Source organism: Labrenzia sp. THAF82, from assembly GCF_009363435.1.
Classification (GTDB): Bacteria; Pseudomonadota; Alphaproteobacteria; order Rhizobiales; family Stappiaceae; genus Roseibium; species Roseibium porphyridii.
Genome location: NZ_CP045354.1, coordinates 3,687,147 through 3,707,316, shown reverse-complemented (window position 1 = coordinate 3,707,316; position 20,170 = coordinate 3,687,147). Strand labels below are relative to the sequence as shown.

Below are 20,170 nucleotides of genomic sequence, written 5' to 3'. Positions count from 1 at the left end.
TGTCTGACGATAAAGCGGAAATTCGAATTCAGAAGAATGCTGATTCAGGCTCTAGAGGTGTCATGCCGCGTCTTTCAGACCCAATCTATCTCGATCATAACGCAGGCGCTCCTATGCGTCCGGCGGTGCGCGAGGCCATGATTGAGGTCATGGGAGAGGTCGGCAATGGTTCATCCGTTCATAGCCATGGTCGCAAGGCGCGGGGCCGTATCGAGGATGCCCGAGAAAAGGTCGCGCAACTTTGCAACGTCAAAACACGCGCTGTGACATTTGTATCCGGCGGTACCGAGGCCAATATGACTGCGCTTGCGCCCGCCTGGCAGGACCAGGGCGTGCCTGTCTATTTGGACAAGCTGTTCATTAGCGCCGTTGAACATCCCTCCGTGATGACGGGTGGGCGCTTTGCTGTGGCCGATCAGGAAGTCGTCCCAGTGACGTCAGATGGCCTGATTGATCTTGGAAAACTTGAAGAGCTGGTTGCGAATGCGGAACCGGGTCTGATTTCCGTCATGGCCGCAAACAACGAAACAGGGGTCATTCAACCGGTCTCCGAAGTGGGTCGGATTGCGCGTGAATACGGGCACTTTTTCCACGTAGATGCTGTGCAGGCCGCCGGGAGATTGGCGATCGATCTCGACGCCTGGCAGACCGATGCCGTCACTTTGTCAGCCCACAAATTCGGCGGGCCCCAGGGTATTGGTGCGATTGTCGTCCGCACAACCGGGCGGGTTCCGTCACCGCTGATGGTTGGCGGAGGTCAGGAAAACTGGCGTCGCGGCGGCACGGAAAATGTGGCTGCGATCGTTGGATTTGGAAATGCTGCGATCGAAGCCCTTGAAGACCTCGAACAGGTGCGCCAGTTCGCTGAGATGAAGACGCGTCTTGAGGCGGGTTTGCAGTCCACATGTTCGAAAACGGTGATCTTCGGCGAACAATCTGATCGTCTGGCAAACACAAGTTGTTTTGCTGTTCCAGGCATTTCAGCTGAAACGGCTTTGATCGCTTTTGATCTGGAGCGCGTATCCCTTTCATCGGGCTCGGCATGTTCGTCCGGAAAAGTGTCTGTTTCCCATGTGCTGACAGCTATGGGCGTGGATGAACACCTGGCTCGTTGCGCGCTGCGCGTGAGTTTCGGCTGGAACACAAGCGAAGCTGACATAGATCGTTTTTTGGTGCTTTGGCCGAAGGTCATCGACCGGTTGGATCCACAAGCCCGCCATCGGGCAGCATGAAGTGATAATTCGGGCTTTGCCCGGCAAGTGAGATGCGGTTCAGGGATCCTGTCCTGAATTGCAGGGAAAACTGCAATGAGCAGACACAGGGTCTGCTAAATGGAGGCACAGTATGCCAGCTGTACAGGAAACCATCGAACAGGTGAAAGCCATCGATGTTGACCAGTATAAATACGGCTTCGTAACGGACATTGAGTCAGAAAAGGGCGCAAAGGGCCTTTCTGAAGAGACTGTTCGATTTCTCTCGGCCAAAAAGAACGAGCCGCAGTGGATGACCGACTGGCGGCTGGATGCGCTGCGTCGTTTTCAGCAGATGGACGAACCGGATTGGGCGCGTGTTTCCTATCCGAAGATCGACTTTGACGATCTTTACTACTGGGCCGCGCCAAAGTCCGTGGAAGGTCCGAAGAGCTTGGATGAAGTCGATCCCGAGCTGCTTGCGACCTACGAAAAACTCGGTATTCCGCTGGCAGAGCAGGAAATTCTCGCCGGTGTTGAGCCAAAGAACCGGGTCGCGGTTGATGCGGTATTCGATTCTGTGTCCGTTGTGACGACCTTCAAGGAAGAGCTGAAAAAAGCTGGCGTTATTTTCTGCTCCATTTCCGAGGCTGTGCGCGAATATCCGGATCTGGTGAAAAAGTATCTCGGGTCCGTTGTTCCGATCACTGACAACTACTACGCGACGCTCAATTCCGCTGTGTTCTCTGACGGGTCGTTTGTTTACATTCCAGAAGGTGTTCGCTGCCCGATGGAACTCTCGACCTACTTCCGCATCAACGAGCAGAACACCGGTCAGTTCGAACGTACCCTGATCATTGCCGAGAAAGGGTCCTACGTCTCCTATCTGGAAGGGTGCACAGCCCCGCAGCGCGATGAAAATCAGCTGCACGCAGCCGTGGTCGAGCTTGTGGCTCTCGACGACGCGGAGATCAAATACTCCACGGTTCAGAACTGGTTCCCGGGCGACAAAGACGGCAAGGGCGGCATCTACAACTTCGTCACCAAGCGTGGCGACTGCCGCGGCAAGAACTCCAAGATCTCATGGACACAAGTCGAAACGGGTTCTGCGATCACCTGGAAGTATCCGTCTTGCATTCTTCGCGGTGAGAATTCACGCGGAGAGTTCTATTCGATTGCGGTATCCAACGGACACCAGCAGATCGACAGCGGCACCAAGATGATCCATTTGGGCAAGAACACCTCCAGTCGGGTGATCTCAAAAGGGATCTCCGCCGGCAAGTCGGAAAACACATACCGTGGTCTGATCTCTGCACACCGCAAAGCGTCGAACGCAAGGAACTTCACTCAGTGTGATTCACTGCTGATCGGCCAGGACTGTGGTGCTCACACCGTGCCTTATATCGAAAGCAAGAATGCGTCGGCACAGTTCGAGCATGAGGCGACAACATCAAAGATTTCAGACGATCAGATGTTCTATTGCCTGCAGCGCGGACTGTCCGAAGAAGAGGCGGTCGCCTTGATCGTCAACGGCTTCGTCAAGGACGTGATCCAGCAGTTGCCGATGGAATTCGCGGTTGAAGCGCAAAAGCTCATCTCCATCAGTCTTGAAGGATCCGTGGGCTAACGAGCCGCTTTCGAATTGAATTTGAATTTGGGGCTGTGAGCCCGTGAGTTACAAGGAAACATCTCAATGCTTGAGATCAAAAACCTGCATGCCCGCATCGCGGAAGACGAAACTGAAATCCTTCGGGGTGTCGACCTGACGGTTAATGCCGGCGAAGTTCACGCCATCATGGGACCGAACGGTTCCGGAAAGTCCACTCTTTCCTACGTGCTGGCCGGTAAGGATGATTATGAGATCACTGAAGGGGAAGTCCTCTTCAATGGTGAGAACATGCTCGATATGGATCCGGACGAGCGCGCCGCCGCTGGCATGTTCCTGGCGTTTCAGTATCCAATCGAGATTCCAGGCGTTGCCACAATGGAATTCTTGAAAACCGCGATGAATGCGCAGCGCAAGGCGCGTGGAGAAGACGTTCTGTCCATTCCGGACTTCATGAAGCGCGTAAAGGCAGCAGCAGCACATCTCAATGTTTCCATGGACATGTTGAAGCGCCCTTTGAATGTCGGCTTTTCGGGTGGTGAGAAGAAGCGTGCGGAAATCCTGCAGATGTCTTTGCTTGAACCAAAGCTCTGTGTATTGGACGAAACAGATTCAGGCCTCGATATCGATGCATTGCGCGTCGTTTCCGACGGCGTCAACAAGCTTCGCTCACCGGAACGGGCAATGGTTGTCATAACGCACTATCAGCGTTTGCTGGACCATATCGTGCCGGATGTTGTCCATGTCCTTTCCAAAGGCAAGATCGTCAAAACGGGTGACAAGGATCTTGCACTTGATCTGGAGAAGCATGGCTACGCCGAATACATCGATACAGCCGCTTGAGGGAGCAGGGCGACATGAATGCAACGGCACTCATCAAACACACACAGGCTGAAAGCAACCTGTTGGACCGTTACCAGAGCTTTAAAGACAGTCTGGAAGGTTCCGTCGCAGTGTCTGCGCTCAGGGAAGCGGCGGTAGAACAGATCCGTGACAGGGGACTGCCTCATCGCCGGGTCGAGGAATATAAGTACTCGGATCTGCGAGCCTTCTTGAAATCGGCAGCACCTCTCGCGGCTGCCGCCGATGAAACAGCCGCCAAAGCAATTTTGGCGGATCAGAACAGCTACGGCGACCTCGACAGATACCAGATTGTAACGATCAATGGCGTGTTTGCTCCTCAGCTCTCTGATCTGGACGGGCTCACCGGCGAAGGAGCCGTCGTTTCTGACTTCAACACCGCGTTGAAAGGAGAAAATGGCGCGCAGTTGCTTCGTTCTCCGAAGTCCGCTGCAAATGATGGCGTTATTGCTCTCAACACAGCCTTTGTACAAGGCGGTGTTGTTATTTCGCTCGCAGCTGGTGTGGAAGTCACCAAGCCGGTAGAACTGATTCAGGTTGCAACCTCTGAAGGCGCGCAGGTTAGCCGACACAAAATAACGCTCGGTGAAGGTGCCAAGCTGCGTTTGTTGGAGACGTTCGTTGGCGAAACCGGAATGGGCGAATTGAACGCCGTTTTCGACTATGACGTCGCCGACAAAGCGTCGTTGGCGACGACCCGCCTGATTGTTGGCAAGGTTGATGCCGCAAGGCTCTTTACAACGATCGCCACGATCGCAGGCGAGGCTGAGTTCAAATCGCTCGGGTTTATGGCTGGACCAAAATTCGCGAGGAACCAGCAGTTTATCGAGTTTACCGGTGAACACTCCGAGGCGAAGATCTACGGCGTGACAATGGCGGGTGGTGAAGATCTGGCTGACCAGACGTTGATCGTTGACCACGCAGTGCCAAACTGTAACAGCCGTGAATTCTTCAAGACCGTTCTCGATGGTCGTGCGCGGGGTGTTTACCAGGGCAGGATCAACGTTGCCCAACATGCCCAGAAAACCGACGGCGAGATGATGACCCAGGCCCTGCTTCTTTCTGAAGAAGCAGAAATGGCAAACAAGCCGGAGCTTGAAATTTTTGCCGATGACGTGATCTGTGCACATGGTGCGACCAGCGGACAGATTGACGAAGACCTGCTCTTTTACCTAAGAGCTCGGGGCATACCTGAAGACGAGGCACGAACCCTGTTGGTTTTGGCTTTCCTTTCAGAAGCTATCGAAGAATACGGCGAAGACGATGTGACCGAAGGGCTTGAGGAGCGGGTGCGTGACTGGCTGGCCGGCCACTGACATCGCTTAAGCTGAGTGGAATAAGGAGCAGCGGCGCATGACGGTCGCAACCGCAGAAACGATCATTGACGATGTTGTATACGACGTCGACGCCATTCGCAGGGACTTCCCGATCTTGTCACGGGAAGTCTATGGCAAGCCTCTGGTTTACCTGGACAACGGTGCATCCGCTCAAAAACCTCAGGCGGTGATAGACGCCGTGACAAAGGCGTATTCCGAAGAATACGCAAATGTCCATCGTGGCCTACATTTCCTCTCCAATACGGCGACCGACAACTATGAGGCGGCGCGCGAAAAAGTTCGCCGATTTCTAAACGCAAAGTCGGTTGACGAAATCGTCTTCACCAAATCGACAACCGAGGCGATCAATCTCGTTTCCTATGGATTGGGACCGGATTTCTTCGGTGAAGGTGATGAGATCGTTCTCTCGATCATGGAGCATCATTCAAACATCGTTCCATGGCACTTTCACAGGGAACGTAGTGGCGCCAAGTTGAAATGGGTTTACGTGCGAGAAGACGGCAGTTTCGATCTCGACGCGTTTGCAGATACGTTAACTGACAAAACAAAACTGGTCGCAATTACACAGATGTCCAATGTCCTGGGCACTGTCGTACCGATAAAGGAGATCTGCCGGATCGCGCACGAGCGCGGGATCCAGGTACTTGTCGATGGCAGTCAGTCCGCGGTGCATTTGCCCGTCGACGTGCAGGACCTCGATTGCGATTATTACGTCTTCACCGGACACAAGGTTTACGGCCCGTCCGGCATTGGTGTGCTTTGGGGAAAATCAGAGCGGTTAAATTCGCTCAGACCATTTAACGGAGGCGGAGAGATGATCCTCGATGTCACCGAAGACATGGTGACATACAACGATCCTCCGCATCGCTTTGAGGCAGGGACCCCACCCATTGTTCAAGCCATTGGCCTTGGCGCAGCGCTTGACTATATGGATGGGATTGGCCGCGAGAACATAGCTCGGCACGAAGCTGATCTAAGGTCTTATGCACATCAGAAACTGAAAGAAATCAACTCGTTGCGAATTTTCGGCGAAGCGCCGGACAAGGGCGCGATCGTTTCCTTTGAAATCAAGGGCGCTCATGCCCATGATGTCGCGACAATCATCGACCGTGCAGGAGTTGCGGTAAGAGCTGGCACACATTGTGCGCAACCGCTCTTGGCAAAATACGGCGTGACGTCTACATGTCGAGCAAGTTTTGGCCTCTACAATACACGCTCTGAAGTGGATGCCCTCTATGAGGCCTTGTTGAAAGCACAGAGCTTTTTCGGGTAAGGACGGACCCAAAGATGGAAAATGCGACGACAATTGACACCAATGCGGATGGTGAAGCCCTGCAGGCCGAGGTCTCCGCAAAGAGTGCTATTTCATCGGACGAACTGGATCGACTGACAACAGACATCGTTGGCGCACTGAAATCGGTCTACGACCCAGAGATTCCGTGTGACATCTATGAACTTGGCCTGATCTACAAGGTCGATATTGAAGATGACAGATCCATCAACATTGACATGACCTTGACTGCACCAGGTTGTCCGGTTGCAGGTGAAATGCCGGGCTGGGTGGAAAACGCTGTTTCAGCGGTTGCAGGCGTCGGGCCCGTCAATGTCGACATGGTCTTCGACCCTCCCTGGACACCAGAACGTATGTCCGATGAGGCAAAAGTCGCACTGAATTGGTACTGAAGCTGCACCGCGTAGTGACAAATACCACTACAGCCAGACCCTTTTTTCTTATAAGCTGAGATCTTATATCAGGTTTTGGACCGCCGGAACTGAATGAGGAAAATATGGCCGCCGGAAATTTTCAGGTCATTTCACTGACCGATGACGCAGCTGATAGAGTGAAAAGCCTTGTCGAGAATTCGGACAAGGATGCCATCGGCTTGCGCGTAGGCATCAAGAAGGGCGGTTGCGCGGGTATGGAATACACCATGGACCTCGTGGAAGAGGCGAGTGCAGGTGACGACGTCGTGGAAGACAAAGGAGCCAAGCTTTTTGTCGACCCCTCGGCAGTGCTCTTTCTGCTTGGAACGGAAATGGACTACGAAGTGACCAAATTCCGGTCTGGTTTTGTGTTCAAAAACCCGAATGAAGTTTCAGCGTGTGGCTGCGGCGAATCTGTGTCTTTGCAGGAAGCCGACCTCAGTGCCTTTGCGCGCTGAGACAACGAACCTTTGTCCGGTTTTTCAAGTAAGCGAAATCAATGAAATTGTTTGAACGGCTCAAGGCCGACGCGGCGCCGCAGTGGGCTGACTACACGCAGCATGACTTTGTCGAGCAATTGGGTGACGGCAAACTCCCCCTGGAGTGCTTCAAGCACTACCTCGTTCAAGACTATCTGTTCCTGATTCAATTCGCGCGGGCCTATGCCTTAGGGATCTACAAGAGCCCGAGAGTTGCGGACATGCGCATGTCGCTGGAAGGTGTGAAGGCCATCCTTGATGTGGAGTTGGAACTGCACATCGAGTTGTGCGGCAAGTGGGGCATGTCCCGCGATGAAATTGAACAGGCCCCGGAAGACACACCGACAATGGCCTACACGCGATTTGTCTTGGATGCGGGTATGTCTGGAGACTTGCTCGATCTTCAGGCCGCGCTAGCTCCCTGTGTCATTGGTTACGCCGAAATAGGCAGGCAACTCAGTGCGAAGGGCTGTGACAACGATACCAACCCTTACCAGCGGTGGATTCAGGAATATTCAAGTGAAGCTTACCAGAGCCTCGCAAATGACTTTTCCAGCTGGATGGATGGGACAGCAGACGACGTCATGACAGAGCGTCGCTATCCAAGGGTACTGTCACTTTTTGAAAAAGCCTGCCGGTTGGAAAGTGATTTCTGGCAGATGGGCTTGAGAGCAAAAGTCTGAAGTTTCGTTTCACCGAACAACCAGAGCCAGAAAGGTCATGCGTATGTCCGAGATTGGACTAGGCGACGCTTTCCTGGCTTTCTGCAGATAGGTCCAGCTCGGTCTTGACGAGATTGCGGCCGGCATTTTTGGCTGCGTAGAGAGCTTCGTCTGCGCGAGCAACGATAGAGTGCCCGCTGTCATCAGAACGGAACGTCGCAATTCCGACAGAGATGGTCACACGACCGAGGTTTTCTCCCGTGGAGCGTTTCACCAGTTCCTTGGACATCACGGCATTGCGGATCCGCTCGCCAATCTCCGATGCCTCTTCGAGACTGGAGTGGGGAAGGATGATACCGAATTCTTCTCCGCCGTAGCGACAGGCAATATCCTGGGCCTTGATATTCTGTTTGACGGACAACGCAACAAGCCGCAGGACCTGGTCTCCGGTCTGGTGACCAAAGGTGTCATTGAACTTCTTGAAGTGGTCAATATCGGTCATCAGAAGAGCAAATCCGCGTCTGCTTTCCTTTGACTGTTCGATCACTCGTTCAAGTGAGTTTTCAAAGTGCTTGCGATTGTTGAGGGTTGTCAGCTCGTCTGTGAGCGATTCGTATCTGATCGCTTCTAACGAGGACTGCAGGTTCTCAATGTGCTTCTTAGATTCCAGCAGCTGGCTTTCCAGCTTTCTGTTGGTGGCAACTGCGTTCTGGGTCGATTTCACCAGGTGAGTCACGTAGATCTGCAGCTTTTCCGCGTCTTCGATGGATTTGATCTTTTCGCCGGCCTGTTCCAGCGCACTACCATAGTCTGACGTGGCGTCTGCACTCAATTTGAGCGTGTCGACAAGCTCTTCAACTTCTCTGGAAACTTTGGATCCAACTTCATCAAGTCGATCGCCGAGCCGTGTGGGGGACAGGAAGCGGCCATATAGCGTCAGCATCTCATCCGTGCTTACGCGCCCGCTCGCTTTGATCGTGTCGTTGATAGCCCGGTTCAGGCCCTGATTGTAGCCAGCAGAATAGGTGTACCAAAGCTCATAGGACCTCGGGTAAGCTGGCAGAACGTTCTTCTTGATGTAACTGATTGCGGATTCTCCATACTGGATTGTCCGCTTATGGTCGTCGTCATCCGCCATCAAGCTTCTCTCACTACACACTCGCGAATCCGCCCCACACGGACGCAAGTTCTAGGATCAAACTCGGATGTAAGATTTAAGGAGGCGTTAAGGTTATGAGGATTCTCACACGAACTTGACGTTAGGACGCTTTTTTTGGTCTTGGTTCGCGCAGAAGGAAAGCAGGAATGTGAACACCGGCACCAAACGCAGGCTCCATTTTGTCGCTGCGAGTCTTTTTCCCGCTAGATTTGTGCGGAATGTTGGAGATTGGCAAAGTGTTCAAGGCGTCCTGTTGCTCCTCATTTCGATTGTCGTTGCCGTCACGATTCTTTTGCTGGGAACGGCGGCGTGAGTTGGCTGGTTTTGGCTGATCTGCCTCGTTGTCGTTGCTTGATGCAGCAGTCTTTGTGGACTTTCCTGCTTTCCGACGCGCTTTCCGCTCTTTTGCAACAGCTTCGAAGTCAATCGCGTCACCGGTCCAGTCGATCGACATCTTGATCAAAGCCTCAATAGCTTCCAGGTACTTCTGGTCTTCACCGGTCACGAGCGTATAGGCAGTTCCTGAGCGACCGGCACGCCCTGTGCGTCCGATCCTGTGAACGTAATCTTCCGCATTGCTGGGAACATCATAATTGAAGACATGGCTGACTTCGGGGATGTCGAGGCCGCGCGCAGCAACATCGCTGGCAACCAGGAGCTTGATGTTACCCTTTCGGAAATTGTCGAGCATCAGCATTCGGGTTCGCTGATCCATATCACCATGCAATGTGCCGACATTGTATTCGTGACGCTCCAGGGAGCGGAACAGTGTCGAGACGTCTCGTTTTCTGTTGCAGAAGACGATCGCGTTCTTGAGGTCTTCAGCGCCTTCTAGAAGCTCACGAAGCGCAGCACGCTTCTCATAGTCTTTCGATGGCGACGCCTTGAGAAGCTGCGTTACGTTTTCCGCTGTCGAAGACGTCGGCGCAACTTCGATCCGCGCGGGGTTCTGAAGAAAAGTCTCAGTCAATCGTTGAATTTCGGGCGGCATGGTCGCGGAAAAGAACAGTGTCTGCCGCGTAAACGGGATCAGTTTGCAGATCCGTTCAATGTCAGGAATGAAACCCATGTCGAGCATCCGGTCGGCCTCATCGATCACCAGGATCTCTACGCCCTGCAACAGAAGCTTGCCGCGTTCGAAATGGTCCAGAAGACGACCGGGCGTCGCGATCAGGACATCGGTACCGCGATCGAGTTTCTTGTCCTGCTCCGCGAAAGATACGCCGCCAATCAGGAGCGCAACGTTGAGCTTGTGATTGGTTCCATACTTTTCGAAATTCTCTTCGACCTGAGCGGCAAGTTCTCGTGTCGGCTCGAGAATGAGCGTCCGTGGCATGCGGGCGCGAGCACGACCCTTTTCGAGCAATGTCAACATGGGCAGAGTAAAACTGGCTGTTTTACCTGTGCCCGTTTGAGCAATGCCAAGAATGTCACGCCGCTCAAGAACCTGAGGTATGGCACCCGCTTGGATTGCCGTTGGTTCTTTATAACCTGCTGCATCAACTGCAGAGAGGACCTTCTCGCTTAAACCGAGAGTATCAAATGCCATGGAGCGGTGTGCCCGAATGTTGTGATGGTTAGAAAACAGTGCCTTGGACGGACCAGGCGCCGATTGGCGCACACCCTACATTTATGCGCTCAGGTGTCAATGCGTCGTTGAGGTAATTTGCAAAGAAACTCGAGTATTTCCATTAAAGTTTTGCCATCTCAGTTAATAAAGGAAATGGACGTGGGTGCGATTTTTGCTGCTTTGATTGATGCAAATTACTCGGATTGAACCTTTCGACCGCGTTTTAGTTGCCTTCAGGTCGTCTCGTGCAAGCTGAAATCAAGGAATGAAAACAAACAGCAATGTCAGGCGTAAGCTGCTTCTTCGGCATAAAAGAGATCGTAGTCAGCATGGTAGCGCCGTTGCAGTTTCCGGCGAATTCCTTCGTCTTCAAACGAGCACAAAGTGCCGTAGGAGACGAAATCTGAAATACGATACCGCGATCTTGGTATATTGCGCATCGCAACCGTGCTTTCAGACAGGAAAGCGGCAAGCGAATGATCAAATTGCTCTACTTGCAGGACGATGTCTGCAGTCAGCGTGCCCTTGTGTGTCAATGCAGCTGATTGGCTGCGGAACAGGTTGTCAGCTTCCAGGTCCGAAATCGACGAAATATGTTCGACGAATTCCTGTGGTGACATAAGCTGGTCAAAGCCGCTTTCGCTGTAATAGGAAGGCAAGGCATTTTGAGACAGAATGACACGCTCATAACAGTAGGACAGACGTTGAGCGGGATCTTGAACCCAGGCGATCACTTTTGTGTCTGGGTACCGTCTCTTTAGCTCTCGAGCTGTGAGCAACTCGACATTGCCATGAAATAGAAGCTGCTCATTCCGTTCGCTGGCATGCGTATCTTGTCTGATCGACTGCAGCGAGTGTTTGTTACCCGCCAGATGATTGAGAACACCGCCAAGGGCCTGAAAAGCAGGCTCGGCTACGCGCGCGTAGGCAATATTGTGCTCTGGAAATACGAGATAAACGTGATTGCGCAGCGGTCGCAGCCGTCGGTCGAAAACTGAATAAACCCGGTTTAACATTATACTTGTCCGGCAGGTGAAAACGGGTTCGATGTCAAAAGGCCAAACCTTCCAAGCAACTCCCGACTAAAAAACTGCTCTAAACTATCCGTTTTTGCCCCTAAATATCAAGGTCCTCTGCAAATTCTGCATTGTCTTGAATGAATCGAAACCTGGCTTCTGGTTTATTGCCCATTAGCCTCTCGACGGCATCATTGGTATCTCCGATTTCACTCTCATCTACGTCCACCTTGAGAAGTGAACGTTTCGAGGGATCCATCGTGGTTTCCTTCAACTGAGCCGGAAGCATTTCTCCAAGCCCTTTAAAACGGCCAATTTCGACCTTGGATCTGCCTTTGAATACAGTTTCCAGCAGTTCATCTTTATGCCCGTCGTCGCGAGCATACAGAGTTTTTCCACCTTGGCTGAGACGGTAGAGAGGCGGAACCGCAAGATAGAGATGGCCTCCGCGAATGAGTTCAGGCATTTCACGGTAAAAGAACGTAATCAAAAGTGAAGCAATGTGCGCGCCATCCACATCGGCATCGGTCATGATTACGATCTTCTCGTATCGAAGATCGGTCTCGCGATACTGAGATCTGCTGCCGCATCCAAGTGCTTGAATAAGATCCGCCAGTTGCTGATTGGCAACGAGTTTGTCACGACCAGCGTTGGCGACGTTCAGAATTTTTCCGCGCAGTGGCAATACGGCCTGGTTGGATCTGTTGCGCGCCTGCTTTGCAGAACCACCCGCCGAGTCGCCCTCGACAATAAAGAGTTCGGTGCCATCTGCCTGGTTGGCTGAACAGTCGGCAAGTTTGCCAGGAAGACGGAGTTTTCGCACGGCGGTTTTACGCGCGACGTCTTTCTCCTGCCGGCGACGAAGCCGCTCCTCCGCGCGATCGATAACCCACTCAAGCAGTTTGTTGGCCTGATTAGGCGATGCGGTCAGCCAATGGTCAAACGCATCACGCACGGCCGCTTCTGCTATTCGAGTTGCCTCATTGGTCGCGAGCTTGTCTTTGGTTTGGCCGACAAACTCTGGTTCGCGGATGAATACGGAGAGCATTCCGCCGGCGGACGTGAGCACGTCATCGCCGGTGATGATGGACGCTTTTTTGTTGTTGGTCAGCTCACCGTAGGCTTTTAATCCGCGAAGCAGTGCATAGCGGAAGCCCGCCTCGTGCGTTCCGCCTTCCGGTGTCGGTACCGTATTACAATAGGAATTGACGAACCCGTCGCCGGCAAACCAGCTGACAGCCCATTCCACCGAACCATGTTTGCCGGCATTGTCTGTTCGTCCGGCGAAGACCTCATCAACGACCCTGCGTTCTTTGGTCAGCCGTTCGGCGAGAAAGTCCTTCAAACCACCTGGAAAGTGGAAAACAGCTTCTGCAGGCGTTTCATCCTTGTCGGACAAGAGGTTTGGCGCACAGTGCCAGCGGATCTCTACGCCGCCGAACAGATAGGCCTTCGACCGCGCCATCTTGAGCAAGCGCGCCGGTTGGAATTTTGCACCTTTTCCGAAAATCTGGTCGTCGGGTTTGAAGCGTACTTGTGTTCCACGGCGGTTCTGGGTGTCTCCCACCAGTTCCAGAGGACCATCCGCCTTACCACGGCGAAAGGTCTGGCGGTAAAGCTTACGGCTGCGGGCAACTTCAACGACCAGTTCTTCAGACAAGGCGTTGACGACTGAAATACCGACACCATGGAGGCCGCCGGAGGTTTCGTAGACCTTACTGTCGAATTTTCCGCCCGCGTGCAGCGTTGTCATGATGACTTCCAGCGCGGACTTGTCCTTGAATTTCGGATGAGGGTCGACGGGGATGCCACGACCATTGTCCGTGATCGTCAGATAGCCGTCGTCCGCAAGCGTTACATCGATCCATGTTGCGTGCCCGGCGACCGCTTCATCCATGGAATTGTCGATCACCTCAGCGAATAGGTGATGCAGTGCCTTTTCATCGGTCCCGCCGATATACATGCCTGGCCGACGGCGAACCGGTTCCAGACCTTCAAGAACTTCAATGTCAGCTGCAGAATAGTCATCAGAAACGGCGGCCACCGCAGGCATGGAGCGAGGTTTCTGTGGTGCGCGAGATGGCGTTTCCTGCTCCACAGGAGTAGAAACTGCGGCATTGCCGGCAAATAAATCGTCTTTCGCACTCATTCCATATCGCCTGATTGGTTTTAGATCTTCATTGTCCGGGTCTTAGCGGGCTTTACCTACACCGAATCGGTTTCCAGTTTGAAGGACAAACATAGAACGGCAAGGCGATTTGGCCAAAAGCCCCCGTTTTCAACAGCTGCGCAAGGCATTTCGCACGCTGGAAACACATCATCAACCAGACTGTGCGCATTATCGTTCCACGTGAGGGATGGGGTGTAAGCTGAAATTGTGCCAATTTCGCAACAGTTGAATAGAGAGTGGCGACGGGAATGCTCGAATGAAGGCATTGCCCATGTTCGGCCATGTTTGCCATTCAACCGTTGCGTTATTATCAGTCCACAAGCCGGTTGTACTTCTTGACGGCAGTGAGGCGGATTGGGACACAAATAATCTGCAAATGGTCTTATTTGGGCGGCAAACGGCCCAACTTAGGCCGAAATGATTGGCCATTTTTGGCCATATCAAAAAACAGGGTCCGGCGAGTACTGCTCGACAGGACACAGTGAAATCAAATGCGCATGGCGCGGATAAAAAACAAGACCGTCCGTCGGAAAAATAAATTCTGTCCGGCGGATAATAGTGTGAATGGGATGCAAAAGAAGAGCTCATTGATTCAACGCCTAGGAAAAACCGGAACTGTGCTCGGTGCGTTGATGATTGCGGGCATGGCAGGTGAGGCGCTGGCGTTTGATGGACAGCCGGCCGCCCCGAGAACCATTGGTCCGCAAGATCTTTCTCCCAGCGAAGCTTTGCGCGCTGGAGCGCGTCAATACTATTCCGGTGACAAAGCTGCAGCGCTCAGCTCTCTGCAATACGCTGCGGAAAACGGTCAGCCTATGGCAGCGTGGAAACTTGGCGAAATGTACTCCAAGGGCGACGGCGTCAAAGAAGACGACCTGAAGGCGTTTGAGTACTACAGCCAGATCGTTCGCGAACATGGTGATGATCGGCCGGACGCGCCTGATGCGCCGTTTGTTTCCAGCGCGTTTGTGGCACTTGGGTCATATTATCTGACCGGAATTGACGGTGCGGTTCCACAAAGTGAAAGCCGTGCACGTCAGATTTTTACTCACGCAGCCTCCTATTTTGGTGACGCGGCCGCTCAGTACGAGCTTGGACGGATGTACCAGAAAAACAACAGCCGCATGGCCGTGCGTTGGTACAATCTGGCAGCCCTCAAAGGACATGTTGGAGCTCAGGCACGCCTGGGCGAGACACTCTACGAGATCGGCAACTCCGAAAAGAAGAAGGCGCGCGGGTTGATGTGGATGACAGTCGCGCGCGCGCAGGCCTCTGGTGTCGATGCGAGCTGGATCAACGCGATGCACGAACAATATTTCGCGGTCTCTCCCGAAACCGTGCGCCAGCAAGCGCGTTCGCTAGCTGATGGATGGATCGAACAAAACCGACCGGACATCCTGGCCTCACAGCAGGTTCCGTCTCAATAAACCGGTGTTAAGAGTGCTTCCGGTTCGACAACGGTAGCGACCGCGTCGGCTGCTTGTCCGTTTCCTTCAACTTCGGTGTCATAAGCTTCGAAAGCGGGCAGGGCGCGCTGCTGAAGTTCCATGACGTATTGTTGAGAACCATCTGACAGGTGGCCAGTCGCATGCCATCCGGGCTTTTCAGGCATATGGATTCGCCGACGCCATAGTCTTCACCCTTGTACCTGCAGGTACAGGAAATGGACTGTGAGTATGAGGGTGCGCTCCACATGAATAGAAAAACAACAAAGAACGCGATGAGAGATTTCAAACGCGCTTGCCCGGCCAATTTGCTCATTGCCGGTAAGAATGGCCCACACTTTTGAAATGCGGACGGATATGTGTTGTCCGTTACCCCATGGCCTCAAAGAGTAGCACGGCGTAAGAACACTGCAAGTCCCTACGTAAGGTGCCGTGTTTTCGGCGCGTTCAGTTCGCCGATACACGAAATCTGAATGGTGGAAAAAAGAGAATCACGCTGCAAGATCTACCCAGACCGGGACATGGTCTGAGGGCTTTTCCCAACCTCGAACGTGTTTGTCGATACCACAGCCGGTCATTCGATCGGTCGCTTGTGCTGACATCAGAATATGGTCGATGCGGATGCCATTGTTCTTTTGCCAAGCTCCTGCCTGATAGTCCCAGAACGTGTAGGTCTCAGGAGCTTCCGTACAGGAACGGACTGCTTCCGTAAGACCTAGGTTCAAAAGTGTTCTGAAGCGCTGACGGCTTTCTGGCTGGTAAAGAGCGTCTCCAACCCATCCTTCCGGGTTTTTTGCGTCGATGGGGTCTGGAATGACGTTGTAGTCGCCAAGCAGCAAAAACGGGACTTCGTCCTTTAGCCGCTCTTTGGCGTGTGCAATAAGCCTGTCCATCCACTCTATTTTATAGGGAAACTTTTCCGTACCCAAAGGATTGCCGTTGGGAAGATAAAGACAGCCGAAGCGAAGAGCGCCGCCTTCCGTCGATACACTTGCCTCGATGTAACGTGCTTGTTCATCAGAATCGTTGCCCGGCAGTCCCCGCTGCACGTCTTCCAGCGGCGATTTGGAAAGCAAGGCGACACCGTTGAAACCTTTTTGCCCGTGGGTTTCTACATTGTACCCAAGGTCTTCAAACGGTTGGCGCGGAAAATTCTCGTCGACCGATTTGATTTCCTGAAAACAGGCAATATCCGGACTCGTTTCTTTCAGCCAATCTTGGACCGTATCAATGCGCGCCTTTACCCCATTGATATTCCAGGTCGCAATTTTCATGGCTGTGTCGCCTCCAATTCGAATAGGTCGGGGCAACAGCCCGGATAGAGTGGCTTGCAGCTTCTAGATAGTAAAGCTGGTGCCGCAGCCGCAGCCGGCCACTGCATTCGGGTTGTTTATCTGAAAGGACTGACCAATCAGATCGTCGACAAAATCAATCTCCGAGCCACTCATATACTGCAAGGAAATCGCATCGATCAAAACCGTCGCGCCCGGGTTCTCAATAACGAAATCATCGTCTTCGCTGTCGCCGACGACGTCGTATTTGTATTGCAGGCCCGAACAGCCGCCGCCTTCCACACTGACCCTGAGCATGCTGCCCGCAGGTTCATTTGATAAAATGGACGCAATTCGCTTGGCTGCGCGCGCGCTGACTGTTACTCGATTTTCAAGTGTTTCGGTCATGTGTTGCCGACTCGCTGGGTTCTTGAAGAGTTCAAGAGCATTAAAGCTGATGTATCGAGATAAGTATGTTTTGAAGTTGCCCGCGTCAATGGAGTGAGTATCTCGCAGCTTCGGCGGATGATACGGGACAACGCAGTGAGCGAAGGTTGGCCACAAATGAATGGGGACATCGGATTTGGAGCGCAATCGCGAGCGGTTTACGCGGAAAACCCGTTTCGCAGTCGCGGTCGTCTGTTTCCCGAATCCGAAAGCCCGACCAGAACGCCCTTTCAACGTGACCGGGATCGGATCATTCATTCCTCGGCCTTCCGCCGTCTGAAGCACAAAACGCAAGTTTTCGTGTATCATGAAGGCGATCATTTCCGCACGAGACTGACGCACACAATCGAAGTGTCACAAATCGCGCGATCACTGGCCCGCGCCCTGCGTCTGGACGAAGACCTGGCAGAGTGTCTGGCCTTGTCGCATGACCTTGGGCACACTCCATTCGGGCATGAAGGTGAAGATGTCATGCATGAATGCATGGCGCCATTTGATGGTTTTGACCACAATGCACAGTCCTTGCGCGTCGTAACAAACCTGGAACAGCGATATGCGGACTTTGATGGACTAAATCTCGCCTGGGAAACTCTCGAAGGTCTCGTCAAACACAACGGACCGTTGCTAGATCAGAACGGGAAACCGGTCGGGAAGTTTAAAGACACAGTATTGCCCTTTGCGATCAGGGACTATGCGGAAAAACAAGACCTTCTGCTCGATACCTGGCCCGGTGGAGAGGCGCAAGCGGCGGCAATAGCAGACGATATTGCCTACGACGCACACGACCTGGATGACGGTCTGAGGGCGGGGCTCTTCGCAATAGAAGATATGCGCGACGTTCCGTTCCTGGCGAATATTCTTACCGAAGTTGACGTTAAATATCCGGGTTTGGAAGAAAGCCGGCGCATTCATGAAATCGTTCGTCGTTCGATAACGAGAATGGTGGAAGACGTTATTCGGGAAGCCATACGCAATCTGTCGGAGCTGGATCCCCAAAACGCACAGGACATCCGCATGGCTGGCAAATGCTTGGTTGGGTTTTCACCCGACATGACCAAGGCGGAACGCGAAGTGAAAGACTTCCTGTTTGCGCGTGTTTATCGGCACGAGGACGTTCTTGCTGTTCGAAAACTCGTGGCACGTGTCGTCCGGGACCTGTTTGGCAAATTCCATTCAGACCCAGGGCTGATGCCTGAACCCTGGAACTTGGGTATGAGCGATCTGAGCCATGCGGAAATTGCACGGCGAATTTGCGACTACATCGCTGGAATGACTGATCGATATGCAATTGAAGAACATCGCAGATTGTTTGACGATACTCCCGATTTGGGGTAGGCGCTGAGGCAATCCAATAGCCAGCGACGCCGAACGTGGAATTCTCTGCAGTGCGACAGTGCTTGGAAACCAAAAATCGAAACCAGATCGGTGCTCTATGAACATCTTCGCTGACTTTACGCAGCGCGTTAAAAAAATCATTCAAACAATTGACCTTAAAGACGCAAACGGCAATGCACCGAATCTGTCTCGAGTCGTTGTAGAAGCGCCACGCGATCGTGCTCACGGTGATCTGGCAACCAATGCAGCAATGGTTCTTGCAAAACCACTTGGATTGAAGCCCAGAGATCTTGCAGAACAGCTTGTTGAAAAACTGAGTGCTGATCAGGACATTGTCGAGGCCACAATTGCAGGGCCAGGTTTTATCAATTTGCGCGTGGCACCGGTTGTCTGGCAGCGAGTTCTCGGCAGCGTTCTGGAACTTGGCAAGAGTTACGGAAGTATCCATCTCGCCGAACCTCGAAAAGTGAACGTCGAGTATGTGTCAGCCAATCCCACTGGCCCGATGCATGTCGGTCATATTCGCGGTGCGGTTCTCGGCGACGCTCTTGCCAACCTTCTGGCTTTCGGCGGGTGCGATATCGTCAAGGAATACTACATCAATGATGCCGGTTCGCAGATTGATACGCTCGCCCGCAGCGCATATTTGCGGTATCGCGAAGCGCTCGGCGAGGATATTGGCGATATTCCAGCTGGACTATATCCTGGCGACTACCTGAAACCGATCGGAGCCCAGCTCAAGGATGAATTCGGCGAGAATTTGAAAGCCATGAATGAAAGCGAGTGGCTTCCACTCGTGAAAGAGCGTGCAATGGCTGCAATGCTCGAACTTATCAGGTCCGACTTGGCTGCGCTTGGTGTCGAACACGAGATTTTCTTCTCTGAAAAAACATTGCATGAGCGGGAAGGGACCAACGCTTCCAAAATCGACTTCATGCTCGAGACATTGCGCGAGAAGGGGCTTGTTTACGAAGGAACGCTGCCACCTCCGAAAGGGCAGGTGCCGGACGATTGGGAAGACCGGGAACAAACTTTGTTCCGCGCAAGTGACTTTGGCGACGACACAGACCGCGCTTTGAAGAAGTCCGACGGCTCTTACACCTATTTTGCCGCAGACGTTGCTTACTTTCAGGACAAGTTCCTGAGAGGGTTCCAAGAGGCAATCTACGTACTGGGCGCTGATCATGGCGGCTATGCCAAGCGGCTTCAGGCGGTTGGAAAGGCTGTGTCAGACGGCAAAACGGATGTGGTCGTAAGGTTCTGCCAACTTGTAAAGCTCATGCGCGATGGTGAGCCGGTCAAGATGTCAAAACGCTCCGGCGAGTTCATTACCCTTCGAGAAGTGGTAGACGAAGTGGGCCCGGACCCAATTCGGTTCATGATGCTGTTCCGCAAAAACGATGCGCCGCTTGATTTTGATTTCAAGAAGGTCACGGAACAATCGAAAGACAATCCGGTCTTCTATGTTCAATACGGACATGCTCGTTGCTGCTCGGTGCTGCGGCAGGCGGCTGATGATCTCAAGGATCTGGATATTGGGGACAGTTCTCATTCAGCCGCCGACTATACGCAACTTGATGATGTCGGTGAGCTGGAATTGATCGCAAAGATGGCAGAGTGGCCAAAAGTGATAGAAGCGGCAGCCGAAACGCATGAACCGCACAGAATCGCTTTTTACCTGCATGAGTTGGCGAGTTCACTGCATGGTCACTGGAATAGAGGCAAGGAAATGCCGCATTTACGCTTTATTGACACTAGTAACGCCAAATTAACCCTAGCACGTCTTGCATTGGTTCGTGCAATATCTTTGGTGCTTGCTTCAGGCTTGTCGATTCTCGGCGTAAATGCCCCTGAAGAAATGCGCTAGATTCTTTCTTGGCCGCTTGACACATAGTGTTGGCTTAACTGCGGCAGAACT

The 20,170-nt window shown here is 52.9% G+C and carries 18 protein-coding genes; 11 read left to right on the top strand and 7 right to left on the bottom strand.

Annotated elements, in window-relative coordinates; all coding sequences use genetic code 11:
• Nucleotides 1–62: 62 nt before the first annotated feature.
• The 8 genes from FIV00_RS17120 (at nucleotide 63) to tenA (ending at nucleotide 7,860) form a co-directional block, all read left to right on the top strand.
• A complete protein-coding gene (locus FIV00_RS17120) occupies nucleotides 63–1,232 on the top strand; it encodes a cysteine desulfurase family protein (protein ID WP_152501883.1) in 1,170 nt (389 codons plus the stop codon).
• A 112-nt stretch (nucleotides 1,233–1,344) separates the two neighbouring features.
• Nucleotides 1,345–2,817 (top strand): Fe-S cluster assembly protein SufB, encoded by a 1,473-nt coding sequence (gene sufB / locus FIV00_RS17115; protein WP_152501882.1) that lies wholly within the window; start codon nucleotides 1,345–1,347, stop codon nucleotides 2,815–2,817.
• A gap of 66 nt (nucleotides 2,818–2,883) precedes the next feature.
• The gene (gene sufC, locus FIV00_RS17110; protein ID WP_152501881.1) at nucleotides 2,884–3,639 is read left to right on the top strand and encodes a Fe-S cluster assembly ATPase SufC; all 756 of its coding nucleotides are present in this window, start codon (nucleotides 2,884–2,886) and stop codon (nucleotides 3,637–3,639) included.
• A 14-nt stretch (nucleotides 3,640–3,653) separates the two neighbouring features.
• Nucleotides 3,654–4,973 (top strand): Fe-S cluster assembly protein SufD, encoded by a 1,320-nt coding sequence (gene sufD, locus FIV00_RS17105; RefSeq protein ID WP_152501880.1) that lies wholly within the window; start codon nucleotides 3,654–3,656, stop codon nucleotides 4,971–4,973.
• 37 nt (nucleotides 4,974–5,010) lie between these two features.
• Entirely contained in the window at nucleotides 5,011–6,267 is a 1,257-nt protein-coding gene (locus FIV00_RS17100; protein ID WP_152501879.1) for a cysteine desulfurase, read from the top strand.
• 14 nt (nucleotides 6,268–6,281) lie between these two features.
• Nucleotides 6,282–6,677, top strand: a complete 396-nt coding sequence (locus tag FIV00_RS17095; protein WP_152501878.1) for an SUF system Fe-S cluster assembly protein — start codon at nucleotides 6,282–6,284, stop codon at nucleotides 6,675–6,677.
• A gap of 104 nt (nucleotides 6,678–6,781) precedes the next feature.
• Complete coding sequence (gene sufA, locus FIV00_RS17090) at nucleotides 6,782–7,156, top strand: Fe-S cluster assembly scaffold SufA (RefSeq protein WP_152501877.1); 375 nt, start codon at nucleotides 6,782–6,784, stop codon at nucleotides 7,154–7,156.
• Nucleotides 7,157–7,197: 41 nt separating this feature from the next.
• Nucleotides 7,198–7,860 (top strand): thiaminase II, encoded by a 663-nt coding sequence (tenA, locus tag FIV00_RS17085; RefSeq protein WP_152501876.1) that lies wholly within the window; start codon nucleotides 7,198–7,200, stop codon nucleotides 7,858–7,860.
• Nucleotides 7,861–7,918: 58 nt separating this feature from the next.
• On the opposite strand, the gene FIV00_RS17080 is transcribed toward tenA, so the two are convergent.
• From FIV00_RS17080 to parE, 4 genes are all read right to left on the bottom strand, one after another.
• Entirely contained in the window at nucleotides 7,919–8,977 is a 1,059-nt protein-coding gene (locus FIV00_RS17080) for a GGDEF domain-containing protein (RefSeq protein ID WP_152501875.1), read from the bottom strand.
• Nucleotides 8,978–9,098: 121 nt separating this feature from the next.
• Complete coding sequence (locus FIV00_RS17075) at nucleotides 9,099–10,547, bottom strand: DEAD/DEAH box helicase (RefSeq protein ID WP_152501874.1); 1,449 nt, start codon at nucleotides 10,545–10,547, stop codon at nucleotides 9,099–9,101.
• 305 nt (nucleotides 10,548–10,852) lie between these two features.
• Nucleotides 10,853–11,584, bottom strand: a complete 732-nt coding sequence (locus tag FIV00_RS17070; RefSeq protein ID WP_152501873.1) for a sulfotransferase family 2 domain-containing protein — start codon at nucleotides 11,582–11,584, stop codon at nucleotides 10,853–10,855.
• A gap of 100 nt (nucleotides 11,585–11,684) precedes the next feature.
• Nucleotides 11,685–13,733 (bottom strand): DNA topoisomerase IV subunit B, encoded by a 2,049-nt coding sequence (parE, locus tag FIV00_RS17065; RefSeq protein ID WP_152501872.1) that lies wholly within the window; start codon nucleotides 13,731–13,733, stop codon nucleotides 11,685–11,687.
• Between the two features lie 608 nt (nucleotides 13,734–14,341).
• On the opposite strand from parE, the gene FIV00_RS17060 reads away from it, so the two are divergent.
• A complete protein-coding gene (locus tag FIV00_RS17060; protein WP_209006590.1) occupies nucleotides 14,342–15,181 on the top strand; it encodes a tetratricopeptide repeat protein in 840 nt (279 codons plus the stop codon).
• On the opposite strand, the gene FIV00_RS17055 is transcribed toward FIV00_RS17060, so the two are convergent.
• The 3 genes from FIV00_RS17055 to FIV00_RS17045 all read right to left on the bottom strand — a co-directional run bounded on the left by FIV00_RS17055 (nucleotide 15,175) and on the right by FIV00_RS17045 (nucleotide 16,878).
• Nucleotides 15,175–15,366, bottom strand: a complete 192-nt coding sequence (locus FIV00_RS17055; RefSeq protein WP_152501870.1) for a hypothetical protein — start codon at nucleotides 15,364–15,366, stop codon at nucleotides 15,175–15,177. The two genes, FIV00_RS17060 and FIV00_RS17055, sit on opposite strands and share 7 nt — an antisense overlap.
• A gap of 324 nt (nucleotides 15,367–15,690) precedes the next feature.
• On the bottom strand, nucleotides 15,691–16,473 hold the full coding sequence (gene xth / locus FIV00_RS17050; protein ID WP_152501869.1) for an exodeoxyribonuclease III: 783 nt from the start codon (nucleotides 16,471–16,473) through the stop codon (nucleotides 15,691–15,693).
• Nucleotides 16,474–16,536: 63 nt separating this feature from the next.
• On the bottom strand, nucleotides 16,537–16,878 hold the full coding sequence (locus FIV00_RS17045; protein WP_152501868.1) for an iron-sulfur cluster assembly accessory protein: 342 nt from the start codon (nucleotides 16,876–16,878) through the stop codon (nucleotides 16,537–16,539).
• A gap of 156 nt (nucleotides 16,879–17,034) precedes the next feature.
• On the opposite strand from FIV00_RS17045, the gene FIV00_RS17040 reads away from it, so the two are divergent.
• Nucleotides 17,035–18,252: a deoxyguanosinetriphosphate triphosphohydrolase gene (locus FIV00_RS17040; protein WP_152504305.1), complete on the top strand. Its 1,218-nt coding sequence runs from the start codon at nucleotides 17,035–17,037 to the stop codon at nucleotides 18,250–18,252.
• Nucleotides 18,253–18,349: 97 nt separating this feature from the next.
• Nucleotides 18,350–20,119: an arginine--tRNA ligase gene (gene argS, locus FIV00_RS17035; RefSeq protein ID WP_152501867.1), complete on the top strand. Its 1,770-nt coding sequence runs from the start codon at nucleotides 18,350–18,352 to the stop codon at nucleotides 20,117–20,119.
• Nucleotides 20,120–20,170: the final 51 nt, after the last annotated feature.